At 39.7% G+C, this 25694-nt stretch carries 23 protein-coding genes, 1 pseudogene and 2 riboswitches; of the genes and pseudogenes, 2 read left to right on the top strand and 22 right to left on the bottom strand.

Annotated elements, in window-relative coordinates:
• Positions 1-116 precede the first annotated feature (116 nt).
• The 7 genes from AC075L_RS08455 to AC075L_RS08425 form a co-directional block, all read right to left on the bottom strand.
• Positions 117-2021, bottom strand: coding sequence for an EAL domain-containing protein (locus tag AC075L_RS08455; RefSeq protein WP_118409218.1), 1905 nt, complete (start codon positions 2019-2021; stop codon positions 117-119).
• A complete protein-coding gene (locus tag AC075L_RS08450) occupies positions 2011-3684 on the bottom strand; it encodes a GGDEF domain-containing protein (RefSeq protein ID WP_008707149.1) in 1674 nt (557 codons plus the stop codon). Before AC075L_RS08450 ends, AC075L_RS08455 begins: the two co-directional genes overlap by 11 nt.
• 187 nt (positions 3685-3871) lie before the next feature.
• Positions 3872-4507: a GTP pyrophosphokinase gene (locus AC075L_RS08445; RefSeq protein ID WP_008707150.1), complete on the bottom strand. Its 636-nt coding sequence runs from the start codon at positions 4505-4507 to the stop codon at positions 3872-3874.
• 350 nt (positions 4508-4857) lie between these two features.
• Entirely contained in the window at positions 4858-6003 is a 1146-nt protein-coding gene (gene fucO / locus AC075L_RS08440) for a lactaldehyde reductase (protein WP_008707151.1), read from the bottom strand.
• Positions 6004-6192: 189 nt separating this feature from the next.
• Entirely contained in the window at positions 6193-6771 is a 579-nt protein-coding gene (locus tag AC075L_RS08435; protein ID WP_008707152.1) for a TetR/AcrR family transcriptional regulator, read from the bottom strand.
• A gap of 43 nt (positions 6772-6814) precedes the next feature.
• Complete coding sequence (locus AC075L_RS08430) at positions 6815-7219, bottom strand: HEPN domain-containing protein (protein ID WP_008707154.1); 405 nt, start codon at positions 7217-7219, stop codon at positions 6815-6817.
• Positions 7212-7547 (bottom strand): nucleotidyltransferase domain-containing protein, encoded by a 336-nt coding sequence (locus tag AC075L_RS08425; protein WP_008707155.1) that lies wholly within the window; start codon positions 7545-7547, stop codon positions 7212-7214. The genes AC075L_RS08430 and AC075L_RS08425 overlap by 8 nt, the downstream gene beginning before the upstream one ends.
• Positions 7548-7734: 187 nt before the next feature.
• Between AC075L_RS08425 and AC075L_RS08420 the strand changes: the two genes are divergently transcribed.
• Positions 7735-8235 (top strand): DUF2284 domain-containing protein, encoded by a 501-nt coding sequence (locus AC075L_RS08420; protein ID WP_008707157.1) that lies wholly within the window; start codon positions 7735-7737, stop codon positions 8233-8235.
• Between the two features lie 180 nt (positions 8236-8415).
• On the opposite strand, the gene AC075L_RS08415 is transcribed toward AC075L_RS08420, so the two are convergent.
• The 11 genes from AC075L_RS08415 to AC075L_RS08365 all read right to left on the bottom strand — a co-directional run bounded on the left by AC075L_RS08415 (position 8416) and on the right by AC075L_RS08365 (position 20773).
• A complete protein-coding gene (locus AC075L_RS08415; protein ID WP_020993288.1) occupies positions 8416-9507 on the bottom strand; it encodes a M14 family metallopeptidase in 1092 nt (363 codons plus the stop codon).
• 186 nt (positions 9508-9693) lie between these two features.
• Positions 9694-10002, bottom strand: a complete 309-nt coding sequence (locus AC075L_RS08410) for an ArsR/SmtB family transcription factor (RefSeq protein WP_081017038.1) — start codon at positions 10000-10002, stop codon at positions 9694-9696.
• Between the two features lie 130 nt (positions 10003-10132).
• Positions 10133-11998: a heavy metal translocating P-type ATPase gene (locus tag AC075L_RS08405; RefSeq protein ID WP_008707160.1), complete on the bottom strand. Its 1866-nt coding sequence runs from the start codon at positions 11996-11998 to the stop codon at positions 10133-10135.
• 152 nt (positions 11999-12150) lie between these two features.
• On the bottom strand, positions 12151-12369 hold the full coding sequence (locus AC075L_RS08400; protein WP_020993289.1) for a cation transporter: 219 nt from the start codon (positions 12367-12369) through the stop codon (positions 12151-12153).
• 213 nt (positions 12370-12582) lie between these two features.
• Complete coding sequence (locus AC075L_RS08395; protein ID WP_008707162.1) at positions 12583-13938, bottom strand: MATE family efflux transporter; 1356 nt, start codon at positions 13936-13938, stop codon at positions 12583-12585.
• On the bottom strand, positions 13938-14909 hold the full coding sequence (locus tag AC075L_RS08390; protein WP_020993290.1) for an ABC transporter ATP-binding protein: 972 nt from the start codon (positions 14907-14909) through the stop codon (positions 13938-13940). Before AC075L_RS08390 ends, AC075L_RS08395 begins: the two co-directional genes overlap by 1 nt.
• Positions 14902-15684, bottom strand: coding sequence for an ABC transporter ATP-binding protein (locus AC075L_RS08385; RefSeq protein ID WP_020993291.1), 783 nt, complete (start codon positions 15682-15684; stop codon positions 14902-14904). Before AC075L_RS08385 ends, AC075L_RS08390 begins: the two co-directional genes overlap by 8 nt.
• A gap of 11 nt (positions 15685-15695) precedes the next feature.
• The gene (gene nikC, locus AC075L_RS08380; RefSeq protein WP_008707164.1) at positions 15696-16523 is read right to left on the bottom strand and encodes a nickel transporter permease; all 828 of its coding nucleotides are present in this window, start codon (positions 16521-16523) and stop codon (positions 15696-15698) included.
• A 4-nt stretch (positions 16524-16527) separates the two neighbouring features.
• Entirely contained in the window at positions 16528-17475 is a 948-nt protein-coding gene (gene nikB / locus AC075L_RS08375) for a nickel ABC transporter permease (protein WP_306452298.1), read from the bottom strand.
• A 55-nt stretch (positions 17476-17530) separates the two neighbouring features.
• A complete protein-coding gene (locus tag AC075L_RS08370) occupies positions 17531-19093 on the bottom strand; it encodes an ABC transporter substrate-binding protein (protein ID WP_117676949.1) in 1563 nt (520 codons plus the stop codon).
• Between the two features lie 196 nt (positions 19094-19289).
• A riboswitch (cobalamin riboswitch) is annotated at positions 19290-19489 on the bottom strand.
• A gap of 75 nt (positions 19490-19564) precedes the next feature.
• Complete coding sequence (locus AC075L_RS08365) at positions 19565-20773, bottom strand: hypothetical protein (protein WP_117676950.1); 1209 nt, start codon at positions 20771-20773, stop codon at positions 19565-19567.
• A 139-nt stretch (positions 20774-20912) separates the two neighbouring features.
• Positions 20913-21095, bottom strand: a riboswitch (cobalamin riboswitch).
• A 448-nt stretch (positions 21096-21543) separates the two neighbouring features.
• Between AC075L_RS08365 and AC075L_RS08360 the strand changes: the two genes are divergently transcribed.
• The gene (locus tag AC075L_RS08360; protein ID WP_242857124.1) at positions 21544-22644 is read left to right on the top strand and encodes a transposase; all 1101 of its coding nucleotides are present in this window, start codon (positions 21544-21546) and stop codon (positions 22642-22644) included.
• A gap of 87 nt (positions 22645-22731) precedes the next feature.
• Here AC075L_RS08360 and AC075L_RS08355 read toward each other — a convergent pair whose 3' ends face one another.
• The 4 genes and pseudogenes from AC075L_RS08355 to AC075L_RS08340 form a co-directional block, all read right to left on the bottom strand.
• Positions 22732-24093 (bottom strand): DUF4832 domain-containing protein, encoded by a 1362-nt coding sequence (locus AC075L_RS08355; RefSeq protein ID WP_227226689.1) that lies wholly within the window; start codon positions 24091-24093, stop codon positions 22732-22734.
• Positions 24086-24757: a DUF4956 domain-containing protein gene (locus AC075L_RS08350; protein WP_008707171.1), complete on the bottom strand. Its 672-nt coding sequence runs from the start codon at positions 24755-24757 to the stop codon at positions 24086-24088. The genes AC075L_RS08355 and AC075L_RS08350 overlap by 8 nt, the downstream gene beginning before the upstream one ends.
• Positions 24754-25506: a polyphosphate polymerase domain-containing protein gene (locus AC075L_RS08345; protein ID WP_022380433.1), complete on the bottom strand. Its 753-nt coding sequence runs from the start codon at positions 25504-25506 to the stop codon at positions 24754-24756. The genes AC075L_RS08350 and AC075L_RS08345 overlap by 4 nt, the downstream gene beginning before the upstream one ends.
• Positions 25493-25694 (bottom strand): annotated as a pseudogene (locus tag AC075L_RS08340) (CotH kinase family protein); the annotation flags it as partial. The gene AC075L_RS08345 and the pseudogene AC075L_RS08340, both read right to left, overlap by 14 nt.

The raw sequence follows: 25694 nt of genomic DNA, 5'->3' as shown, positions 1-25694 counted from the left end.
AGCAGATGTCGTTCAATCATTTATATCTGATTGAACAACACCTGCTTTCTCTCCGGCGCAGTGCGATTCTGTCCGGAGGACCTTTTTATGTTATAGGTATATTACGGAATAATTTCCTATAACATGAAAAGTCTCAGCAACTCTACCTCCGGAAGTGGTCTTGAGAAGTAATATCCCTGGACCATGTCCACGCCCCATTCTCTCAGCAGACTCACCTCTTCTTCTGTTTCTGCTCCTTCTGCTACAATTGTATAACCCATATTCTGCATAACCGTCACAATACTGTGGTAAAAAACAGCAGCCTGTTCATCACAGGTAATCCCTGTTAACAACGATCTGTCCATTTTCACCACATCAAACGGAAGTCTCAATACTGCATTCAGATTTGCATACCCTGAACCAAAATCATCCAGACATAATCCGATTCCCGCATTCGTAAAATCCTCCACAGCTTTGCAGAAACTTTCACTGTATTCAGTTGCCACTGTCTCAGTAATCTCAAACTGAAAATATTTCGGTGAAAGCTCATACTCCTTCACTATATCGATCAGAAGCTGACTGTGTCCCGGTTTTAACAGTTCGGAAGGTGACAGATTGAACTTTACATTCTTAATCTGTTTCATCATATATTCATTCTCTTTAATAAAACGGCACACCCTTCTGAACTGAAGCAGTCCGATCTGTGCGATGAGCCCCTGCCTTTCTGCAATACTGATAAACACATCCGGCGGGATCATTCCCATACAGGGATGCTTCAGCCTGCTCAAAGCTTCGAGAGTAATATAACGATCTTCCTTTGTCCAGAATACCGGCTGATAGTACACTTCAAACAGGTCTTTATCCACTGCTGTTTTCAGGAAATGCTCCACCTCTTTTTCATAACGGAAGCCCTCCAGAATCCTGTCATCTGACTGGATCACTACCGTTTCATCTGCACGTTTTACCAAAGATATCAGATACTCGATATATGCCAGCAGTACATCTTCCTTCTCCATCTTTTCACCGTTGATAATCCCGCAGATGATTGCCGGAAAAGTGATTTTTTCCCCGTCAGTTTCAAAAGGTTCTTTGAAATAGTTCTCAATCTCCTGTCTTTTTTTCTCATATTCTGTCAATGAATCTGTAATGATCAGAAAACAGTTTCCTGTGGTTCGGAACACCTGTACAGAACCTGTAATGTTTTGCAGTTCTCTTGCAATCTGTACCAGAAGCAGATCACCTGTACTACTTCCGTAAACCTTATTAATCTGTTTCAGCATAAACAGCTCTACAGCAATCACATGAAACTCGATTCCTTTGGTAAATTTCTCCTGTATCCAGTTATCAAAATACCTTTTATCAAATGCTCCTGTTGTACTGTCTATATAATCACCTGGATTGTTCATCATAAGATAGAGAAATATGAGACCAAGTGCCAGTCCAAAATCTGACAGAAATATGTACCCTGTGTACAGTTCCACTCCTATACATACGCCTTCGATCACAAGAAATTCGCCTGCAATACTCATCTTTTCCGGCGTATAGTCCTCTCTGCTTCTGATCATACGCTGCATTATCAGAACGATATAAACCAGGGCATAGAGATAAAGAAACACGTACCCTGTTCCTTTTTGAAAAACGCCATTACTGTCAAAACAGAAAAATCCCCCGCTTCCAAGGTTTCCAAGTACAGCTATCATCATAGCCACCGTAATCCCGGCACAGATCACAGATAATGCACCGCTCTTTTTCTCATTTTCACGCGAATCAGGAATACATGAATACAAAATATAAGGAATCAGAATATCAAGCAAATAGATTCCTGTCAGAATACCCATGACAGTTCCTTCATCTTCCGCTGTGTAATTCATAATTGTCAGCGTACCCAACAGGTCAGACAAAATATATAAACCGCTCAGGACAAGTATATATGTAAATGTTTTCACATTTGCATTATGCAGTTTCTTCTGCGTCAGAAAATGATATAAGAGTAACGCTGTAATAATAACTGCCGCTACCTGAAAGTTTATATTATAATTCATGTGTCTTTCTCTCTTTCATTTTATTCTGATACATATTCGTATCTGCCTCATACTTCCATTCACCAGTTGTCTTCAGCTTTCCCCTGTCATCCCGAATTGAACTGAAACCTCTTGAAATAGACATACGATATCTGCTGTTTCTGTTATAACGCCTTATTTCTTTATCCAGTTTCTCAGACAATGCATTCCTGTCTTCCTCCGGATCAAACACAACTACCGCAAACTCATCTCCTCCTGTGCGATAACATTTTCCGATTGCTCCAAAAACATTCTCAATGCATCTGGCAGCCGCCACAATAACCTCATCTCCTGCCGCTCTGCCAAAATCATTATTGATCCTGCGCAGATAATCAATATCCATAAAGACCAGCAGGATATCCTTATGCTCATTCATGGTTTTCGGAATTTCCGCCAGCAGATTTTCAAAAGGTTCCCTGCTCTGCATTCCGGTCATCCAGTCCTCTTTCATCAGTCGTTCATATGCCTGCATTTCTGTCCGGTAACGGACCTTTCCAACAAGACTGATCACAGTATCTGCAATGATCATAACCAGAAATACCAGTATTCCAAACTCAAATATTGCTCCATAATAGGATATTTCAAACAGCCAGTACAATGACAGTGACAAAAGTCCACTGAACAATAATATCATATAAGCGATCAATATGATCTGCACACTTCGATCCGGCTTCTTTCTATATTCTTTCCAGAGCAGTACCGCTACGATCAGTACCCACGTTATCAGCAGAACATGTGTTACAAACAGCATATCTGCAAACGTGAATACCCCGAAATAGGCCAGAAGTCCCTGAATAAATGCATTCAGATAAAACACAGCAATTCCTGCATCCAAAATGCGTTCCTTTTTCAGTCCACCTATTTTCTGGGCAAAATGCAGCATCGGTACCGAATGTAACATAAACATATAAAAAGAAATCGTACAAAGCATATCCGGATGACTGCTATAGGTCTGGATCGCAGAAGAATCTGTAATCAGCCAGACTGCACATATCATAAGGAACAATGCTACATCGCGAAATCTGGCATCCGGCATCTGACGGTATTTCAGATAAACTGTAATCAACAGAGAAATAACGCTCAAAACAAGAAAACACAAAGCAATACCTATAACTATTCCTGAATTCTGTAAATGTAAAGCAATGACTGCACTTCCGGTTCCAATATAAACAGAAGTCAAAACGTACTTTCCGTGATGTGGATTTGAATAAACCAGCTTCAGCGGCTCATTCTGCATGTCTGTAGGGATTTCCCCTACACATTCCAGTTTTGATTTCATCTGCGTATTCCTTACAAAGGTTGTATCCTGATATTCATAGATGGGACGGTCACCCAGCCAGATTTTCAGATCATACTGTGCACCTCTGGTTGTAACTACCTTACCGGCATCCAGATCAGTAATCCCGTCATTATATAATATCAGTTCTTCCCCTTTCTCTGCCTGTATTGTATCCGGAAGAGTAACTTCTGTTCTTTTTCCGTTGTCATAATAGTACCAGCCAGAAGATATCTTCCTGATCTGGTTCACCGGCTGCATCTTTTCTCCCAGTGACATAACTCCCAGAACAGCAGCAAAAACAGCCATCACCATGATAAACAGAAATATCTCTATGTTTTCTTTTTTCTTCTTCTGATTATATTTCACACGCTTCTCCTTCTCTTATTTCCAGAATCACAACTGTTCAGTACCTCAGCAGGATAATAAACTGCTGAATAGTTACCTTTATATTATTTTCTGAAGGTGCTGTCAGAAAATAATATAAGAGTACTATAAACCAATGTTATACTAACATCCCACTATAAAAAATACAAGACACAAAAACAGCCACCTTTTACAGTGACTGTTTTACTTCTGCTGTTCTTTTTTCCTGTTGATGATCCGTCTCATTATACTGCTCAAAACGGCTCTCGATCTCTACCAGCATATTCGCATATTCTCTTAATTCCTCTTTTAGCTGTTCTTTATCTGTGCGTTCCTTTTTGTAGGAAATCCTATGCTCCATACTGGCCCAGAAATCCATGGACATAGTGCGAAACTGTATCTCCACCGGGAAGTATTCCATTCCATCCAGACAGTATACCGGCACTCCTACGATCACATGATAGCTTCTATATCCATTTGGCTTCGGGTTTCCAATGTAATCCCGTTCTTTGATCACGATCAAATCACTCTGACTCTTCAGAAGTTCTGTCAGATTATAGATATCATCTACAAAATAGCAGATTACTCTGACACCTGCAATATCCTGAAGATAATCCTTCGCATTCATCACAGTAGGTTCTTTTCCCTTTCGCTGTAATTTCTCTTCAATGCTCTGTTTCTTCTTGATCCTGCATTGGATGTTGTGGATCGGTCTTGCAGATGCTTCACCGTACAGGTTGTGATTCAACACATCAAGACGTGTGAGAAGCATCTGTTTAGCATCTTCATATGGTTGTATAAATTCATAGTATTCTTCATCTGTCATATTATTTCTCCTGTAAAAACCTCTGCTGTTATTCTTCTGTCTTTCATATTTCTTATTCTGTACTTCTTTGCAGAACTTACCTTTTTTCCACATTTGTACTGCAAAATAACCATTTTTTCCCCATTACGTTTCCATCATACAAAAGAAATGTGTTTAATCAGTGTCCCAATTCTAATCATTTTATAAACAAAATTCTCGTCCGTTTACACTTACATATGGCACTGCTTCTCATGCACAATCCCGCCACACTCAGAGCATCAGCACACTTATGGGAAATAAAAAAGCACTGACTGTGACAGTACTCCATTACAGCCGGTGCTTTTTTTATTTCATCTTATAACCATTATTAATTACATAATCTTACGGAACAGATCTTTCAAATCTTCTACGCTTGCATCTTTCGGGTTTCCTGGTGCGCATGCGTCTGCGTGTGCAGATTCTGCCAGGAACTGAAGGTCTTCTTCTTTGATTGCTTCCAGTTTAGTCGGGATTCCTACATCAACAGAAAGTTTCTTAACTGCTTCGATTGCTGCTTTTCTGTATTCATCCTGAGACATTTCATCTACACCTTTTACGCCCATTGCTCTGGCAATCTCACGATATTTCTCACCTGTGCATTCCTGATTGTATTCCATAACAATTGGAAGCATCATTGCGCAGGCAACACCGTGTGGTGTGTCATAAACAGCACCAAGTGTATGAGCCATGGAATGAGCGATTCCAAGACCTACGTTAGAGAATCCCATACCAGCGATATACTGTCCAAGAGCCATTCCTTCACGACCTTCTTTTGTGTTTTCAACAGCACCGCGGAGAGATTTGGAGATCAGCTCGATTGCTTTTAAATGGAACATATCTGTCATTTCCCACGCAGCTTTTGTTGTATATCCTTCGATTGCATGAGTGAGGGCATCCATACCTGTAGAAGCTGTCAATCCTTTTGGCATGGAGGACATCATTTCAGGATCAATAACTGCGATGATCGGCATGTCATGTGGGTCAACGCATACAAATTTACGTTTTCTTTCTACATCTGTGATAACGTAATTGATAGTTACCTCTGCTGCTGTACCTGCTGTTGTCGGAACTGCAATGATCGGTACACAGGGTTTCTTAGTTGGAGCTGTACCTTCAAGACTTCTTACGTCTTCAAATTCAGGGTTTGCAATGATGATACCGATTGCTTTGGAAGTGTCCATGGAAGAACCGCCGCCGATTGCAATCAGATAATCTGCGCCTGAATTCTTAAATGCCTGAACACCATGCTGTACGTTCTCGATTGTCGGGTTCGGTTTGATGTCTGAATACAGTTCATATGCAAGTCCGTTTTTCTCAAGAATGTCTGTAACTTTGCTTGTTACATGGAATTTTACAAGATCAGGGTCAGAACATACGAAAGCTTTCTTAAAGCCATGTGCTTTTGCTTCGTTTGCGATTTCCTCGATCGCTCCTGCTCCGTGATAAGATGTCTGATTTAAGTTAATTCTGTTTGCCATAATGATTTCCATTCCTTTCGGTATTCTTCAGTATTAGGTAAGTTTCCGCATCACTTATCTTTGTTATTATCTTAACAATATAAAATAAAAAAAGAAAGTTACACTTTAGCTCAAATGTAACCTTCTCACAATATTTGTGCAATAATGCCGAAAAACTGGGTGCAAAATTATGCATTAATATTGTTATATTTATGACAATATTTCCAGCTTTTCAAACAATTCCGAGAGTTTTCCAGGCATCCCGTCAACTAAAATTTTCGCCAGTCCCTCCGGTGCACATTCCAACTCTCCCAGTACCCATTTTACAGTCATATAAATAGAACTATGGCAGTACATTTCCAAAATGCAATGTATGGTCTCATCCGGAATCCTTCCTGTTTTCTCACGAATCAGATTCTCATAGAAGTCCAGGATCAGTTCAAAATCATGCTGGCGCAGACTGTTCTGACTGTCATACTTAAATGCTGCTGCAAAGAAAACATGCTCTTCCTGAATATAGGTAAACTTCTTTACCAGAGCATCATAAACAGTTTTTCCCATTCCCATATGCTCAAAGGATTTCGCCAGAAGCTTATCGAAATACCAGTTGATAAGGTCAAATTTGTCCATAAAATTCCGATAGAAAGTCTGCCTCGTAACACCACAATTCTCTGTGATCTGTTTTACTGTGATGTTATCTACAGACATCGTTTTCATACATTCCTTCATCGACCGCGCAAGACGGTATTTCATTTTTTCACCCTTGCTGTTTTCTGCCGTCAGCTTCATAAGATTTCCTCTCGCTAATTCATTTCTCTAGTGTGTCGACAAGTTAATATTGAATACCTTTCTCTGACAGATATTCTTCTATCTTTTCAATAATAAGCTTCGCTGACTTATATTGATCTGATGCATCTTTTAAAGATGCAACGTAAAAATCATCATAATCACTATTTTCTCTCTCCTGCTTTAGTCTTCCCAACCTCTTTCCCATTTCTCTTGGAAAAATCTCTTTTGCTATATAAGTTTTATTAAAATACGCAACCGCATCCTTATGACGCTTAAAATCAATCTCTTCTAAAGCTAATACTGCTTTTATTGCATAAAAAGCAGCATAATAACTACGATTTATTGAATCTTTATAATGTTGACTTTCTAAGCATAATACTGCCACTCCCAATGTCTCCACCGCATTCCGAATACGGTATATACATAAATCCTCTTTTTTGTCATTCATCGATCACTACCCCCTCATCTCGCACATTTCGGTAAAAAGGTAACGTATCAATCCAATACTCATACTGGTCTTCATTTTTAATGATGGGAGAGAACTCTATTCCTGTATTTATTTCAAACTCAAATGCAAGATCATAAATATCATTCTTCACTAATCGAATTTCTTCATCAGACATTTTCACCAAAATCATAATATCTATATCAGAATTTTCTCGAAAATCTCCTCTCGCATATGATCCATATACGATAATCTTTGTCAATTTATCGCCCAAAATACGTCTTAACTCCTGAGAAAATCTATATATGATGTTTCTGATATTTTCCGGCATATAATCACTTCCTCTTATTAATATCCCCCAATTTGCATATCTATATGTTAACATAAGTTTTTTGTTACATCAAGTTTCCCTCATCAGAAGTTCTCGACAAAACTTGATTTTATTTATTTCAAAATGTTATAATTCACCTTGATATGTTCAAGCCAAAATAATCCGCTTTAAGAAGGGAGTCATTCTTATGGATTTAATAAAAGAAGCACTTTCCATGGGTTTCGCAGATGCGGCGATCATGGATACAAAGGATCTGGTATTTGTACCGGAATACAGACAGTTCTGCGAGGACAATCTCTGTGGAAATTATAACCTGGTTCCTGCATGTCCGCCTGCCTGCGGTACTGTAGAAGAAATGCAGGCAAAAGCATTGAAATATGAAAAGGCACTGGTTCTCCAGACTGTTCTGAAGGATCCGATCATGGATCCGGTACTTTTCAAGCAGGCGAAGCATGCACAGAATATTCTTACAGAACAGCTTGCCAGACAGATGCAGGAAGCGGGAAAAGAAGATATCCTGATCATGAGCGCAGGACCGTATAAGAATTGTTCCTGTATGTCCGCCTACAGTGTAGATGCACAGAAAATGGCTGATGCAGTAGGTATGGTCTGCTGGGCAGATGACTCAGATGTAAGATTCTTTACACAGATTCTGTTTCACGAAGATTATAGCAAGCCTCATAAATAATGCATATTGATTAAGAGGCTTGCTATAGTATAAAATACGGCTGCACTATATCCGCATTTAACCCGGATATAGTCAGCCGTATTTTTATACCCTGTTTTTATATTTATGTCGAACCGATAAGCTCATTTGCTTTGCTGTTCACTTGAGTTGGTCGAACCCATTTCTGTCTTACTTAAGTATTTATTTATCCTCATGATGCTTATGATGTTCATGCCGTTTATGATGTTTTTCCTCTGATTTATGATGATGGTGTCCATGCTTATGTTTCTCATTTCCGCACACTTCACATCCTACTTCAATCTTACCCTGTGTATCCTCATCCCAGGTACCATAAGAAACCATCGGCGTATCCTTCATAATGCACAGACTGATGGTCTGATAAAGAATAATACCACCCATTTTGGCTCTGTATACAAACAGTTCACGTCCAAAATAATCGCAGATTCTTCCCAGTACTTCGCCTTCTTTAAAGGTCTCACCGGGCTGTTTCGCCGGATACCAGCAGCCTGATACCGGGGCATCTTCATAGATCACAGGACTTACTTCTATCGGTGGTTTGCCATGAATATGGGACTTCCCGCGAAGGATTCTCAGATGTCTGAGGATATTCTTCACATCATGAACATCCTCCGCTACCAGATCTTCGCACCAGCGGGAACTGTGTCCACGTTCCAGCAGGATACTTGGGATTCCCATGCTTCCGGCATAGTTGTAAGCTCCGCCTGTTCCATACATGGAAGTTACCAGATAATCTACATGTGCGATCTCCGCCATCTCACGGCTCTTTGCAGCTACTTCCGGAGCTGCTGCCCCTGTACAGTATACATAAGATACCAGTCCCTCAAATCCATCACCGCAGTGCAGATCCACATAGTAATCTGCCTTCGGGAAAAATTCTGTCACAACAGTATAAGCGATCCTGTCACTAAGTGTACCATTCGGATTTCCAGGGAAAACTCTGTTCAGGTTTTTTCCATCCTCATAAGTAAGACTCATGGTACGGTGTTCGAATCCAGTTCGGTTCATCAGACGGATCACTATGATATTTCCTGCGATCTTCTTCGGATCCAGCTCATCTGCAAGCTGCATAGCTGCCTGAATTCCTACATATTCTGCATTATGTACCCCACCGGAGATCAGAACAGTCTCCCCCTCTTTTTCTCCACAGATCAGTGTTACCGGAATTCCGAATTCTGCCCCGATGATGTGCACAAATCCTGATACTTTCTCACCCGGTTTTGCTTCCAGGTCTGCTACTCGTAATGTTCGCATCAAATCTTCTCCTTCCACTCATTCCATCTCTGCCAGATCTTATCATCCACTGGCAGGCTCTTATTTCATTCTGTAAATTCCACTTTCAATAGTTAGTTCTATAAAACTTTTATATTTTCAAACAGGGAGCCAATACTTGAAATATCAACTCCCTGCTTTTTACTTTTACCATACGTTCACATCGGATTAATTTTCTTCTATATGCTCTCTTCCCTGATTGATAATCGTCCGCACATGATCATCTGCCAGAGAATAAAAAATGGACTTTCCCTCTCGTCGGTTCTTCACCAGTTTGTTTTGCTTCAGGATTCTAAGCTGATGGGAAATTGCAGACTGTGTCATATTCAGTGCTTTCGCAAGGTCGCATACACATACCTCTGTTTCGAAAAGCACAAACAGAATACGGATTCTTGTAGAATCTCCGAAAATCTTAAACAAATCTGCCAAATCCTCAAGTTCCGTCTCTTCTGGCATTGTTTTATTTATAATTTCCATTGAATCTTCATGAATTTCATAATAGTCACAAGCCTCGTCTTTATGTTTTTCCACGCTTTCACCATTTTCCTTCCTGTCTGCAACTGTCTGTTATTCTATAAATTTTTGTAACTGTTCAGTACCTTCACAGTTACAGGTTTTTTACAAATAAAGTACGGATTGCGTTTAATACCGCAATGATCATAACACCTACATCTGCAAAAATAGCCATCCACATATTGGCAATTCCCAGCGCACCAAGTATCAGACACAAAATCTTAATGCCAATTGCAAAATAAATATTCTCATATACAATATGAATACACTTTCTTGCAATCTTAATCGCTTTGGAAATTTTCAGCGGATCATCATCCATCAGTACGATATCTGCTGCTTCAATCGCTGCATCAGAACCCAGTGCACCCATAGCAATACCAATATCTGCTCTGGACAGTACCGGCGCATCATTGATACCGTCACCCACAAATGCAAGCTTCTCTTTTTCGGATTTCTGATGAAGTAATTCTTCTACTTTACTTACTTTATCTGCCGGAAGAAGTTCACTGTAAACTTCCCCAATTCCCAGTTCTTTTGCTACCTGGTCTGCAACACGTTTAGAATCGCCGGTAAGCATAACTGTTTTCTTAATGCCTGCTTTCTTCAATTCTGCAATTGCTTCTTTTGCATGAGGTTTCAGAATATCAGAAATAAGAATATGACCTTCATATTTTCCATCTACAGCCATATGAATTACTGTACCCACATGATGACATTCCTGATAGGAAATTCCAAGACGTTTCATTAATTTCGCATTTCCTGCTGCTACAGATATACCATCCACTTTTGCAGTCACACCGTTACCGCTGATTTCCTCAATATCTGTGACTCTGTTTCTGTCAATTGGTTTTCCATATGCTTTCTGAAGACTCTTACTGATCGGGTGGGAAGAAGAACATTCTGCAAGAGCTGCATATTCCAGCAGTTTTTCATCTGAAATCTCATTATGATGAACTCCGCTTACTTCAAAAACACCCTGTGTCATTGTACCAGTTTTATCAAATACTACATAGCTGGTCTGTGCAAGTGTTTCCAGATAGTTGGAACCTTTAACCAGAACGCCCTGATTACTTGCTCCACCGATTCCTGCAAAGAAGCTTAAAGGAATACTGATCACCAGTGCGCATGGACAGCTGATTACCAGGAAAGTAAGTGCTCGGTAAATCCAATCACCCCACATAGCCGGTTTTCCCATGATCAAAAGTACGATCGGAGGAATAAAAGCAAGTGCAAGTGCTCCGTAGCATACAACCGGAGTATAATATTTGGCAAACTTTGAAATAAAATTCTCTGATTTTGATTTTCTGGAACTGGAATTCTCCACAAGTTCCAGAATCTTGGATACGGTAGATTCTCCGAATTCTCTGATCGTACGGATTTTCAGAACACCTGTCATATTGATACATCCGCTGATTACTTCATCCCCGGCTTTTGCATCTCTTGGAAGGCTTTCTCCGGTCAGAGCACTGGTATTTAAAATAGAAACACCATCAATGATCACACCATCAATCGGAACTTTTTCTCCTGGCTGTACAACAATTACAGTACCAATTTCAACTTCATCCGGGTCTACCTGTTCAAGTTTTCCATCTACTTCAATATTGGCATAATCCGGACGGATATCCATCAGTTCACTGATGTTACGTCTGCTCTTTCCTACTGCATAACTCTGGAAAAGTTCTCCGATCTGGTAGAACAACATAACCGCAACACCTTCGGAATAATCTCCAAGCAGGATTGCTCCCACAGTAGCTACTGCCATCAGGAAATTCTCATCAAATACCTGTTTATTTCTGATACCTTTAAATGCTTTCTGAAGAATATCATAGCCAATTACCAGATATGGAATCATAAACAGTCCAAATCTGACATATCCATCTATCGGCAATTTAGAAAAAAGCACGATCAATACCGCCGCTACGATGATTCTGATCAGCATCTTTTTTTGCTTCTTATTCATCTTAATACCTCACTTCTTATAAAACAGGACCGCCGCCAGAATATATATCAGTGGATAACCATAACCGCCTGATATATCTCTGTGCCGCAGTCCCTCTCTGCTAATTTACGACAATTCCCGTAAATATATTATCAACAGAAATCGTTCCTGAATTAAAGATAGATTTCGCAGTCGTCTTCTACTTTCTTGCAGTTTGCCAGAACATCTTTCATAACTGCTTTCGGATCCTGTCCGTCTTCAAATTCAACGATCATTTTCAGCATCATGAAGTTTACAGTTGCATCCTTAACACCTGCTGTATTCTTAGCAGCTTCCTCCATTTTATTTGCACAGTTTGCGCAGTCTACGTCAATTTTGTAAGTCTTTTTCATAGTATTTTTTCCTTTCTGGCTCATGAATATTTTTTCACATTATCATATGAGCACTTGTTCATTTGTTTATTTTATTATAACAGATTTTCGTCCTCTGTCAATAGCTTAATGTTAGAAAAATAGCAAATATATAAAAACAGAGGATACCGCCTGATCATTCTTCCTGCCATATCCTCTGTGTCATCTATCATTTACAAAATGATTGCAATCTTTTTATTTAATTTTCTTATGGTAGAGTTTCCTGACTTTTGCCAGATATAAAACAGCAAAAGCAACACCGGACACAACCCATGATCCAATATAGATCCATACAATACATTCCATTGTTTTAAATGACGGTAAAACAAGCAAAATGCATACTACTCGAAACAGGCAAATTGTAAGTAATGTAGTAATCATCGGTACCAGCGTTTCACCCAGACCACAGCAGGCTCCTGAAAGCGCCTCTGCAACTGCATAAAATACAAAAAAAGGTGCCATCATCTGCATATATCTTACAACCAGCGGGATCAGTGTCGGAACGTCTTTCTGATCAATAAACAACGGTCCAATCAGTCCTGAACCGAAGTAAAGAACAAGACTGATAATTCCTACTGCGATTACAGATAACCCAGTACCGATCAGTGCTCCTTTCTTTACTCTCTTCGTCTTACCGGCACCGAGATTCTGTGCGGTATATGTCGTCAGTACAGGTACCATAGAATCCGCGATCAGCCAGATCAGTAAATCCAGTTTATCACAAATTCCCCATGCCGCAATACTGTCAGTTCCCATTGTGTTGACACTTGCCTGAACAATAGAATTGGCAATTGGAAACAACATAGATTGAAGAGCTAACGGGAAACCTTTTTTTACCATCATCCCCATATGCTCTTTGCAGATTTTCATAGTTCTGATTCCTATCTTTTCTTCCAGGAAATCAGATTTCACAAGAAAATATGCGGTAAGTACAACACTTACAATCTGAGAAAGTACAGTAGCTGCTGCCGCTCCTCCAACACCAGTATGCATAAGTCCTACCAGTATGAGGTCTACAACAATATTAACCACACTGCATACGACCAGTACATATAATGGCTTTTTAGAATCTCCAAACGCTCGCAGGACTCCTGCCATCATGTTATAAAGGATCATTGCCCATATTCCGCCAAAATAAATGCGGCAGTAGATTAGTGATCCTGCACGAACTTCTTCCGGAACAGACATGATATCAAGCAGCCATGGAGAAAAAACAGCACCGGCTGCTGCACAGATAATTCCCAGAATACCGGCAAGCAAAAGAGCTGTCCGCACTGCGCAATGCAGTCCTTCTTTATCTTTTGCTCCAAAATATCTGGAGATCATAATCGTCGCACCAGTTGCAAGACCATTCATAAAGTTAATCGGAAACTTAAAAAGTGTATGTACAGAATCAATTGCAGCAAGTCCGACTTTTCCCGTAAACTGTCCGACGATAACCGCATCAACTGTTGTATACAACTGCTGGATCAGACTTCCCGCAATCAGTGGAAGTACAAAAAGTAATAATGCTTTTCCTATATTTTCAGAGATCAGACTATCTTTTTTCATTATTTACTGCCCTTTTGGAACAAATGGCAGGCAACACTGTGTCCATCTTCCACTTCCACAAGTTTTGGATTCTCTTTTTTGCAGATATCCATACAATGCTCACATCTTCCCTGAAACGGGCATCCCTGTGGAAGATCCAGTGGGCTCGGAGCCTCACTTTCAATACTCTCGATTGGTTTGGAAAAGTCCATATTAATATCAAATACTGCACCCATCAGTGCTCTTGTATATGGATGCATTGCTTTCATATCAAGATCTTTTCCCGGAAGAACCTCTACGAGGTTTCCAAGATACATAACGGCTACCTGATGTGCCACTAACTGAACCAGTGCAATATCATGACAGATAAAACCAAATGTGATGTTCTTTTCTCTCTGAAGCTTCGTGATCAGTTCAATTACTGTTTTCTGAACAGAAACATCAAGAGCGGAAGTTGCTTCATCCAGAACAACGATTTCCGGTTCCAGTGCCAGTGCTCTCGCGATTGCAACACGCTGACGCTGTCCACCACTCATATTGTGAGGATAACGATCCGCAAAATCTCCCGGTAATTCTACCATCTCAAGAAGTTTTCTGCAGACAGCATCCTTCTCAGATTTCTTAATCTTTTTGAAATTCATCAAAGGTTCGCACACAATATCACGAATGTTCATTTTCGGATTAAAAGATAAGGTCGGGTCCTGAAATACCATCTGAATGTTCTGACGGTTATTTCTCAGTTCTTCTCCCTTTAATTTCGTGATATCTGTACCGCGGTACAGAATCTCACCCTCTGAAGGTGTATCAAGAGAAACCAGAAATCTCATAAATGTACTCTTACCACATCCGGATTCTCCTACAAGACCCAGTGTTTCGCCTTTGTACATTTTCAGATTGATGTCATTGTTCGCCAGCAGAGTACGTCCATGTGATGCCGCAAATCTTCTGGTTACATGTTTCGCTTCCAGTATGACTTCTCTTTTTTCAGACATATCGTTCACCTCCCCGGGATGGAACTGCTTCCAGAAGTTTTCTGGTATATTCGTTCTTTGATTCTTTCAGAATATACTCTCTTGTTCCCTGGTCTTCCATTCTTCCGTTCTTCATTACAACAATATAATCTGACATGTAGGCAGCTACACCCAGATTATGGGTTACTACAATAATGCCTGTATGGTAATCATCTCTGAGCTTCATCATCTGACGTACGATCTGCGCCTGTGTTGTTACATCCAGTGCAGAAGTCGGTTCATCTGCAAGAAGAAGCTTCGGCTGATAAGTCATTCCCATCGCAATACCAACTCGCTGTCTCATACCACCGGATAACTGGAAAGGATAAGATTCCATAATATTATCCGGAGACGGAAGTCTCATTCGCTCCAGCATTGCGATTCCCTTACTCCATGCCTCTTTCTTGGAAATGTTCTCATGAGTAAGAATATATTCTGTAAATACCTTTCCGACTTTACGTGTCGGATTCATCATTGCACCACTGTCCTGAAAAATCATGGAAATATCAGAACCACGAAGTTTTCTCCACTGTTCCGGTGTATAGGATAAAAGGTCTTCTCCTTCAAACGTAATACTTCCTTCTGTGACCTTACCGCCACCTGCAAGAAGTCCCAGAACAGCACGGATAACAGTGGTTTTTCCACTTCCGGATTCTCCTACCAGAGAAACGATCTGTCCCTCTTTCATATCCAGATTAAAGTTCTGAACAGTTGGAACATTTTTGTAGGAGATTGTCACATTATCTAATTTCAGCATGTTTATTCCTCCTACTCATTTCTTGGATCGAGGATATCACGGATGGAATCCCCAAGCATATTAAATACAACAACTACTACAAAAATAGCAAGACCCGGGAAGATCATCAGCCACGGAGCGGACTGCATACACGCTCTTCCTTCATTCAGCATATAACCCCATTCCGGTGCCGGCGGCTTCGCGCCAAATCCCAGGAAGGACATTGCTGCCAGTTCCAGCATCATGGAACCTATATCTGTGGCAGCAGTAATGATCAGTGTAGGAAGTGCATTTGGAAGCATATATCGAAACAGCATATACGGTGTTTTGGAACCGGTAACGATCGCTGCTGATACATAATCCCTGTCACGGATCTTCATAACTAGGCTTCGTGCCAGACGCGCATATTTGGTCCAGCTTACTACTACAATAGCGATGATCGCATTTTTGATACTTGCGCCCATAATACCTGCAACAGCAAGAGCAAGTACCAGTCCTGGGAAAGCAAGCATCATATCTGCAATTCGCATAATAACAGCATCAATGACACCTCCGAAATATCCTGCAAGGACTCCGGTAACAGTTCCCACCAGAAAGATCAGGGCAACAACACCAAAGGTTGCTGACAGAGATGCACGTGCTCCATAAATAACTCTTGAAAAAATATCCCTGCCCATTTTGTCGGTTCCAAAAATATGTTCCTTGCATGGCGGAAGCAGTGCATCTACCAGAGAACCTTTTAACGGGTCAACCCCTCTGGTTACCACCGGTGCAAATACTGCTGTCAGAATAATACAGACTGCAAGAATAGAAAACACGACAAAAGTTTTATTTGCTAAAAATCTGTTTTTCTTTTTCATGATTCTACTCCTTTAAACGCATACGTGGATCAATATAAACATAAGATGCATCAACGATCAGGTTAATGACCATATAAATCAGGGCAAGCCATAATACATATCCCTGGATCAGATTGTAATCACTGGATGTGATTGCTGAAACTGCAAGGTTTCCAAGACCCGGATAAGAGAAGATTACTTCTACAACACTGGTTCCTCCAAGAAGTGATCCTATGGAAAGACCAAACATTGTGATCAGCGGAAGCAATGAATTTGGAAATACATTGCCCCAGATAATCTTTGATTTCTTTACTCCTCTTGCCTGTGCACCGATCACATAATCCTGACTCAGTTCATCCAGCACCGCTGTTCTTACCTGTCTGGTATATTTGGAAGACATTGCAATCGCAAGTGTCAAAGCCGGAAGAAACAGACTCTTAAAGTCTCCCGCAGAACTGATAACCGGAAATGCATTGATATAAACACAGAATGCCAGCATTAACAGAAGTCCAACCCAGAAGTTAGGCATCGCACATCCGAGGAATGTAATTCCCCGGACGAGATAATCGATCCATTTATCTTTATATATGGCAGACAACATACCTAAAGGTACAGAAATAACCAGCATAAGGATCATGGCCATTAATGTAAGTTTCAAAGTCGGCCATAATCTGGCTGCAAGAAGTTCTGTAACTGGTTTATTTAAGCTGTATGATTTGCCAAAGTCACCTTTCAGACAGTTCTTAAGCCATCTGGTATACTGCACCAGAAACGGATCATTCAGACCAAGTTCCTCGCGTGTCTCCTGAACCATTTCTTCAGTAGGCATTACACCGGTTGCCGTGTACATGTTTCGTACAGGGTCACCTGGTGACATAAAGGTCAGTGCAAATGTAATAAAGCTGATACCGATCAATACGATCACAATCTGTAATAAACGCTTGATTATTTGCTTTTTACTCAAAAAAGACACCTCTTTTTATTTCTGTTTGTAACTATTCAGTAACTTCACAATTCGCAGACTTTTCTTATTCTGCAGGAGTAATTTCTGTTGACAGCCAGTAGTAATCTGCTGTATGGATATGTGCAGAACCAACTTTCTTACTGTAGATCATAGATGAGTTGTAGTATCCATCAATCAGAACCGCTGCATCATCTACCAGGATCTGCTGCATCTGGAAGATCAGATCTTTTCTCTTTTCCGGATCCATTTCACCTTTTAATTCTTCATATAACTTATCATAGTCCGGGTTGGAGTATGCGCAGTAGCTGGTATCAGTTGCCCAGTTAGCCATATATGCCAGAGGATCTCCGGTACCAACAGTGATCCAGTTATTGTTATTAAAGTCATAATCCAGTGCTGCAAGTTTACTCCACTGATCATCTGAGCTTCCGTATTCAGGAACAACACCGATGCCGATTTCTGCAAGATACTGTGCGTGAGCATCTGCAAAGTCATTCAGAAGACGGTTTTCATAAGAAATATATCTAAGGTTGATATTCTGGCCATCCAGTTCACGGATTCCATCTCCATCTGTGTCAACGATTCCTGCATCATCCAGAATCTGTTTTGCTTTTTCCGGATCATAGGTATATGGATTCTCAAGTTTGTCGTAATCATAGTTCAGAGTAGATGGCAGTACGGAAAATCCTGGTGTATAAAGTCCACCGATTGTTCTGGAATTACAGATTGTATCATAGTCAATTGCCATCAGGATTGCCTGACGAAGTGTTTTGTTTCCAAGAACACCATCAAAGTTCATCCATGCAAATCCGCAGCGTACACCGGATGCAATATCAACAGTAAAGTCATCACTGTCCTGGAAATCCTGAATATCTGCTACATTTGTGATATTCTCAACCAAGTCTACCTGACCACTCTGGAGAGCCATTGTTTTTGCGGAGTTATCTCCCATGAACAGCAGATTGATCTTATCGTATGGAACATCTTCACGATAATACTCATTTGCAGCTAATGTATAACCAACACCTACACCATTGAATTCTTCAATCTTGTATGGACCTGTTCCAATAATTCCATTATCGTAGTTTTCAATATGTTCTACATCTGTGATTCCCATAGTTGGGTGGCAGAGCTGTCCTACAAGGTTTGCATATGGTTTGCTTGTTTTGATGTTAATAGTATTTGCATCATCATCTACAGTAACTTCTGCTTCAAATTCCAGATATTTCTCCGGTTTGGCAGATCCGGAAGGTCCTACCTCTTTCATGTGATCAAAATACTCTTTTACCTTTGTCGGAGTTAAATCACATCCGTCAGAGAATTTAATTCCGTCTTTCAGCTTGATCGTCCATTCTGTATGCTCGTCATTTACTTCATAACTCTCAGCAAGCCACGGGATAACTTCCATATTGTCATCGAATTTAAATAATGCTTCAGCAATACCATATCTCATAGCATTCCATCCACTGTTTTCATCATTTGCACTGTTTACACATCCATCTGTGTACATCTGACATCCGAAGTTTAAAACCTTCTCATCACCCTTCGCCTGTACAGTAACTCCCATTAATAATGCAACTGTTGTTGCCGCTGCTAACACAAGTAATTCTCTTTTTGTTTTTTTCATCCTTTACTTCCTTTCTTTTTTTGTTTCTTCGTTGTTTTTCTTCCTTCTCATACTGTCCATTCCTGTGATTTTGAACGAAAAAAAAGACAGATGCTCCCACATCCGTCACGAAATCTTACCATTAAAGAATCAAACATATATATGCAACACATGAAGTTGTAACTCTTAATCAGGATTTCTCGTCGTCCGCAAGAATCTCTTTTACCAGAAATAAGCAGGTCTCCTGACTTAAGCTTACCCATTTTCAGCACCTTCCCAGAAAAATATCTTCCAGTGGCATTCAGCTGAAAACCAACTATCACAGTGACGGGATCGTACCGGATTTACACCGGTTTCCCTTTTAATCAGACCAGCAGGACGCTTCTGCTGGTCTGAACTTATCTCTAAAATCATTAAATGACCGTATGAATACTCATTTATCATAACATACCATCATGTATACGTCAATTATTTTAGACTCTTATTTTCTATCTATTTTTCCGTAAATTTCCGGAATTTCTCAAAATTTGTTTCCGGTGTATAGGATTTCAGAACTTCCATCATGTCCTCTACACTATATGTATTATCATACATTCCAATAGATAACGCATACTGCTTATTAAACTCATCTACTGAATCCGCTGTCCAGAATGACTGCTGCAGCCGGAAAGCACTTCCATCTTCACGGTAATCTTCTGCAAAGCCTTCCAGAGCATTTTTCATGGCAACAAATGATGGTGCAACGATAGCACCGTATTTTCCTACAAGATAGTCGATTCTTTCCTTGCCGTTATATCCCTTTTTATTAAACATTTCGTATGTATCTTCTGTAAAACAGTCAATGGAACCCAACAATACATCTGTACTGTTCTCTTCTTCATAAGCATCAATTATCTTGATAAAATCACTTGCGCTCACTACACTCAGAATAACATTATACTCTCCTGTATTCAGCGAATCAGCCAGCTTTTCATCCAGGTGATCTTTTGGATACCCCGGAACCAGAGTAATCTTAATGTCACTGCCTGTTTCAATTTCTTCAGTATCCTGCGTATTCACCAGTTCTTCTACAGACTTCTCATATGACAGGCCATATGCTTCCTGAAGCTTATTCAGAATACCAATCGTTCTCAGACGATGCATCTCATTACCGATAGCAGATCCTCCACATGCTATTATGTAATGATTCTGGTTATTCTGATCCTCTGAAACAAAATACTCCGCCATATTGGCAGCCGCATCCATTTCTGTTTCAACAGATGTTCCTATTGTTCCCAGAAAATAAGGATTATCCTTTACTTTCTCATACATTTCATCACTGATCGTTCCTGAGCCACGTACATAATACATACCATATTCTTCACATACCGGAAGAACTTCTTCAAGATCTGAGGAAAGGAAAGAAATAATTCCCTTTACATTTCTTTCATGAAGCTCGTTGATAAAGCTGATTTCTTCTTCTGCTGTACTTATACTGGAAGAATATAAAAACTCGACATCAAAAGCCATGCCGACATAATTTTCAAAATAATTTCTAAATGCTCTTACTTCTGCATCATTCAGATTATATACGGACACTCCTATTGTCATTTTTCCGTCCTGATTTGTTGTATCACTCTGAGTGTCAGCTGCCATAACTGAAATACTGGTGCAGGTAAGCAGCATAATCATTGTCAATATAAAACTTATTATCTTTTTCATTCCTTTTTTACCTTTCTGTCGTATTTGTATAAAAATTCAAGTTTTCTTTTCTCACATCCTTTCCTGAAATAAAAAAGATCTTTTTCTTAAAATGTATTTTAGGTATAAAAATAAAGCCTTTCTTATACACCGTAAGAAATAACCTTTTTTAATGCAAGCAGGTCTCCTGACTTAAGTTCATCGCATTTTATCGTCTTCCCGCCTCTTAAGCAGTGACATATATGATAAAAAGCTCCCTTTTACAGTGGCGGGACCGTACCGGACTTGCACCGGTTTCCCTTTTAATTCCATATTACTGGAAACATGCATTATTTTTATAATATGATATCAGGGGCTAAAAGTCAAAAACTATTTTTACTCCGCGCTAAGGCTTTTCCCCAACTTCATTATATTTTTATTATATAATTCCATTTGGTTAACGTCAATAATTTACATCTAATATTTATATGTTTTTTTATTCACTTTTACTATGGTCTTGAATATTCAGATTCCAGTATCTATTCCATAATAAGGGTCTCTTTGCAGCACTACCTTCTCTTGTGGCATTTCTTTGTTTATGCTAAAATATTTTTACTACTATAAATGAGCAAGTTCGTGATTTTGCATAAAAGAAAGATACCTCGATTCCGTGTGTTGTATAATGAAAGTGCCTAAACAAACATTTGCAACATTTACGAAAGAAGGTGTCTCTCGCAAATACTATACATCATTCCGCATTCATATACAACCAGCTTAAGAAATTAAATTTATGCAAATTTTATTCGAACCGGGTGATAAACCACCTTATAAGTATCCTGATCAGCATTTTCATTTCAGGATATCATGGAAAAACCACGGATTTTGCTAAAAACAGTTCCTGTCACAGAACTACGATTGCACATTTCCTTAATTCAGGGAAATGGGATGATTCTCTACTTTTAGATACGTTAAAACGTTCTGTTATAGAGATTATTTATTCAGAAGCAGCACGCACCGGAAAGCCTGTTTTCTGCATTGTAGACGATACGATAGCTTCAAAGACAAAGCCTTCGTCACAGGCTCTGCATCCGATTGAAGATGCGTACTTTCACCAATCCCATTTAAAGGGGAAACAAGACTACGGACATCAGGCAGTAGCTGTTATGCTTTCCTGTAACGGCATTGTCCTGAACTATGCTTTTGTAATGTACAATAAATCAATTTCCAAGATTGATATTGTACAAAATATTGCAAAGGAACTGCCTGTTCCACCAGTAATGTCTTATTTCCTTTGTGACTGCTGGTATGTTTCTGAAAAAATAATCAATACTTTTGTACAGAAAGGGTTCCATACCATTGGTGCTTTGAAAACAAACCGTCTGCTGTATCCATCAGGAATGAAAAAGAAACTCAGTGAACTGGCTGCTGAACGATCCACAACACATAAAGGATTTGACCTCGTCACAGTCAAAAAACGCAACTATTATGTGTACCGGTATGAGGGAAACCTCAGCGGCATAGAAAATGCAGTTGTTCTTTTAAGCTATCCTGAAAAAGCATTTGGTAATCCTAAAGCACTACGTGCTTTCATTAGCACAAATGTATCCTTATCTACACAGGAGATCCTTTCCTGTTATGTTTGTCGATGGCCGATTGAGATATTTTTCAGGCAATGCAAAAACCATCTGGCCCTGGATACATACCAGATACGCTCCTCAAAGGGAATACAGAGGTACTGGCTGTTGATGTCACTGACACATTATATTTGTGTCACAGGAACTGGCGGATATCGGTCTTTTCAAGATGGATATCATCGAATCTGTAGTGCCGTTCATCAGGAAAAGTATCAGTATCTATTCCTATGTGCAAAAGCAAGTGATGATTTTGAAGCATTTATGAAATTAGCAGGATAATTTTGTGCATTTTTTCAAATTTGCTCATTTATAGTAATTAAATAAGGTAATTTTAGTTTCTAAATATCAAAACGTAACTCTTTCAGTTTACTGAAAAAGATAATTTTTCCCTTCATTATAAGTTCCTTTCATTGAAAATCGAACAGCTAATTTCCCAGTCATCGGATCTTCAATACCTATACTGATCTTATATTTCTTTCCGGCCAGTGAGATCAGCTTTTTTACCTGCATTCTTGTTTTTGTCTGTAAAGTTTCTTCCGGCAGAAGTGATTTTAACGAAATGTCAACCGCTTCTTTTTCAAGACTATTTCCATCCTCATCTTCTACCAGAACCCATACAGGCCAGTCTTCATAAAATGGTGCAACTCCATCATTCTTCCATTTAAGATTCAGGCTGACATAACCCGGCATCTGAATAAGGCTTGCTTGCGAAATCCACAAACGATATCCCATGCTTCCTAAAACTTTCCTATAACCATTTTCATAAGTTTTATCCGCTATTTTCGGTCCAAGAAAAGTAGTATGTGCTTTCTTTATCAGATTTATTGTCTGATCCAGATTTGTGTCAAGCAAATCTTTCATTGTAATTGAACTTGTAAACTCACCTCCGGAAGGAAACTTTTTCCAGAAATCTTTCATTGCGGATAACCCTTTTTTCTCATGAGTCTGGTCAAACTCACCGCCTTCATTAATCCAGCGAAACCATTCCTCTGTGCTCTCTGGCTGTCCGGTCATATCGTTGTAGAGACCTGTTCCATAATGTTCTCCCTCACTAAAAGGTCTTCTCATCAGTATCATGGAATCAGGGAAGGCCTCTGTCCATGGAATCATATAACGTTCTCTTACAGATTCTTCCGGCAGACTCTGTATTCCTGCGGAAATATTTACATGCCATTCTCCCCAGTGCCCCAGACTTCCAAGTTCGATATAACTGACCAGTCCATCTCTGCCAAAATGCTCTCCAAGTGCATTAACTGCCCTTTTGTGATATTGTATCATCTGTTCATTATTATAATCAGGAGCATATCCCTTTCCATACTCCATATCATACCAGGTTCCCGCATGATCAGTTTTGTCATATAGCCATTGTGGAATGTCCATATGCTTTTCCTCCCCGGGAATATCACACACAAACCTCAGTACCAGGTGTTTCCCTTCTTCTCTCCATCTGTCAGTCTGATTTTCTCTTTCGATTTTCTCCCAGTCATATTTTCCTTCCGCCGGTTCCAGTTCAGCCCAGGTAATATCCATATACAGTAAAGATATATCCTCTCCTATTGTTTCTTCCCAGGCACAAGGTGCATATCCCATTAATGGATTTCCAAAAATTTCTTCTGTTTTTTCATATATCTGAGTTTTTCTTCCAAATACCATCCATACTCCTGCTGCTATAATAACTAAAAGTCCAAAACCCAACAGAACCAGATATCGTTTCTGACTTTTAGCCATGATATTCTCCATTATACTGAATCAATGTAACATCTTCCACTCCACCGATATCCCGGATTTTTTCCATAAACTCCATATCATTCTGTCTGCAATATATTTCCACTGCCATTTCTGTTTTTTCATTGCGCATAGTTTTTGATTTTACGAAATATTTTCTTTTTCCAAAACAACGGATAATTTCATCTCCCGCCTGAGTTCCCTGATAATGAATCACTGCAATATAAATTCTTCCATTTTGTTGTTTGTGATAAAACAGGGTGATCATCAGAATGATAATCACAGCTGTCAACAGAGTTAATGCATACATACCTGCACCGGCTGTAATCCCCGATGTGATTGCCCAGAACAGATACAGAAGATCCATCGGATCTTTAATTGCTGTACGAAAACGTACAATAGACAATGCACCAACCATACCAAGAGAAATCACAATATTGCTGCTGATCGCAAGTGTTACCATACAGGTAAGCACTGTCATTCCCACAAGTGTAACTGCAAAACTTCTGGAGAAAATAACTCCAACATAAAATTTCTGATAAACCAGATAAATCACACTTCCCAAAATCAAAGCCACTGCCAGAGCAGCCAATATCTTAGGTATATCATACTGACTGAACATTCCTGATTCCAGTACAGATTTTTTTATCATATCCTGTACACTCATCTTATCATCCTCCCCTGTGTATCATACCAATACTCAAATCCATTCATGTACCGCGTTTTTTCATAACACAGTACATATTTGGAAACTGCTGTAAATTCTGCTGCCTGCGGCGGCAGAAGATTTCTCAGAATCTGAGGCAGCATCTCTGTAAATTTCACTTCCATGATCAGTTTTCCCGGTTCCAGTACAGATAAAGCCGGAAGCGTACTGTCGAAAATGTCATAGCTTCCAACAGCCGCTCTGACATCTGTATCAAATGTAATCCTGACTGTTCCCTCATCCATGATCCATGGTTCTCTCTCGTAATCTACGATTGTTCTCGGCCGCATCATATTACTCATACATTCTATGTAAAATTCCCTGCAAAGATTATACGGGCTTTTCAGAAGAAATTCATACTCGCCGGAAAGAATTTTTTGCACCTCATCTTTTGTCAGAGGGGCATCTTCTTTATAAATATAACTGCCGAACTTCTTTTTTCTTTCCAGCTTGATACTTTCAGCACTATAATTATAAATTCGTATCCTGTATTTCTTCCTCATAAGAACGCCGCTTTCCTTTTCTTCATATGCACTGTTCCAGTAATCATCAAAATACAGGCTCCGTATCAGATATCCTCCATTTTCTGCATGAGGATCCAGTTTCATAAGTGGCTTCATCCGAAGATTCAGGACTTCTTTCTCACTGGTACTGATAAGATATTTCCACTCGTTACGAAAACGTTCTTTCTTCCTGTCAGCCTTCTTCATAATCGTCTTCCTCTACCGTACTATCTTCTGTTATGTAAAAGCACCTCATACCATAATATTTTCCTTCATCTGTTACATAATAATCAAATGCATCCTGCGTTTTTCCAGATGTATTTGTTGCTCTTACTCTCACAAAGTACTGTCCTGCTTCCGGAAGGTCCATCTCGGCTTCCGGAACAATCAGTGTT

Source organism: Blautia sp. ZXY-1-B12 (genome assembly GCF_056339915.1).
This window is presented reverse-complemented; position numbering and strand designations above follow the sequence as displayed.

Bases quoted from the DNA above. Each gene is read 5' to 3' on its own strand.
- AC075L_RS08455 (WP_118409218.1), bottom strand. From the start codon at position 2,021: ATGAATTATAATATAAACTTTCAGGTAGCGGCAGTTATTATTACAGCG.
- AC075L_RS08445 (WP_008707150.1), bottom strand. From the start codon at position 4,507: ATGACAGATGAAGAATACTATGAATTTATACAACCATATGAAGATGCT.
- fucO (WP_008707151.1), bottom strand. From the start codon at position 6,003: ATGGCAAACAGAATTAACTTAAATCAGACATCTTATCACGGAGCAGGA.
- AC075L_RS08435 (WP_008707152.1), bottom strand. From the start codon at position 6,771: ATGAAGCTGACGGCAGAAAACAGCAAGGGTGAAAAAATGAAATACCGT.
- AC075L_RS08430 (WP_008707154.1), bottom strand. From the start codon at position 7,219: ATGAATGACAAAAAAGAGGATTTATGTATATACCGTATTCGGAATGCG.
- AC075L_RS08425 (WP_008707155.1), bottom strand. From the start codon at position 7,547: ATGCCGGAAAATATCAGAAACATCATATATAGATTTTCTCAGGAGTTA.
- AC075L_RS08420 (WP_008707157.1), top strand. From the start codon at position 7,735: ATGGATTTAATAAAAGAAGCACTTTCCATGGGTTTCGCAGATGCGGCG.
- AC075L_RS08415 (WP_020993288.1), bottom strand. From the start codon at position 9,507: ATGCGAACATTACGAGTAGCAGACCTGGAAGCAAAACCGGGTGAGAAA.
- AC075L_RS08410 (WP_081017038.1), bottom strand. From the start codon at position 10,002: ATGGAAATTATAAATAAAACAATGCCAGAAGAGACGGAACTTGAGGAT.
- AC075L_RS08405 (WP_008707160.1), bottom strand. From the start codon at position 11,998: ATGAATAAGAAGCAAAAAAAGATGCTGATCAGAATCATCGTAGCGGCG.
- AC075L_RS08400 (WP_020993289.1), bottom strand. From the start codon at position 12,369: ATGAAAAAGACTTACAAAATTGACGTAGACTGCGCAAACTGTGCAAAT.
- AC075L_RS08395 (WP_008707162.1), bottom strand. From the start codon at position 13,938: ATGAAAAAAGATAGTCTGATCTCTGAAAATATAGGAAAAGCATTATTA.
- AC075L_RS08390 (WP_020993290.1), bottom strand. From the start codon at position 14,909: ATGTCTGAAAAAAGAGAAGTCATACTGGAAGCGAAACATGTAACCAGA.
- AC075L_RS08385 (WP_020993291.1), bottom strand. From the start codon at position 15,684: ATGCTGAAATTAGATAATGTGACAATCTCCTACAAAAATGTTCCAACT.
- nikC (WP_008707164.1), bottom strand. From the start codon at position 16,523: ATGAAAAAGAAAAACAGATTTTTAGCAAATAAAACTTTTGTCGTGTTT.
- AC075L_RS08370 (WP_117676949.1), bottom strand. From the start codon at position 19,093: ATGAAAAAAACAAAAAGAGAATTACTTGTGTTAGCAGCGGCAACAACA.
- AC075L_RS08365 (WP_117676950.1), bottom strand. From the start codon at position 20,773: ATGAAAAAGATAATAAGTTTTATATTGACAATGATTATGCTGCTTACC.
- AC075L_RS08355 (WP_227226689.1), bottom strand. From the start codon at position 24,093: ATGGCTAAAAGTCAGAAACGATATCTGGTTCTGTTGGGTTTTGGACTT.
- AC075L_RS08350 (WP_008707171.1), bottom strand. From the start codon at position 24,757: ATGAGTGTACAGGATATGATAAAAAAATCTGTACTGGAATCAGGAATG.
- AC075L_RS08345 (WP_022380433.1), bottom strand. From the start codon at position 25,506: ATGAAGAAGGCTGACAGGAAGAAAGAACGTTTTCGTAACGAGTGGAAA.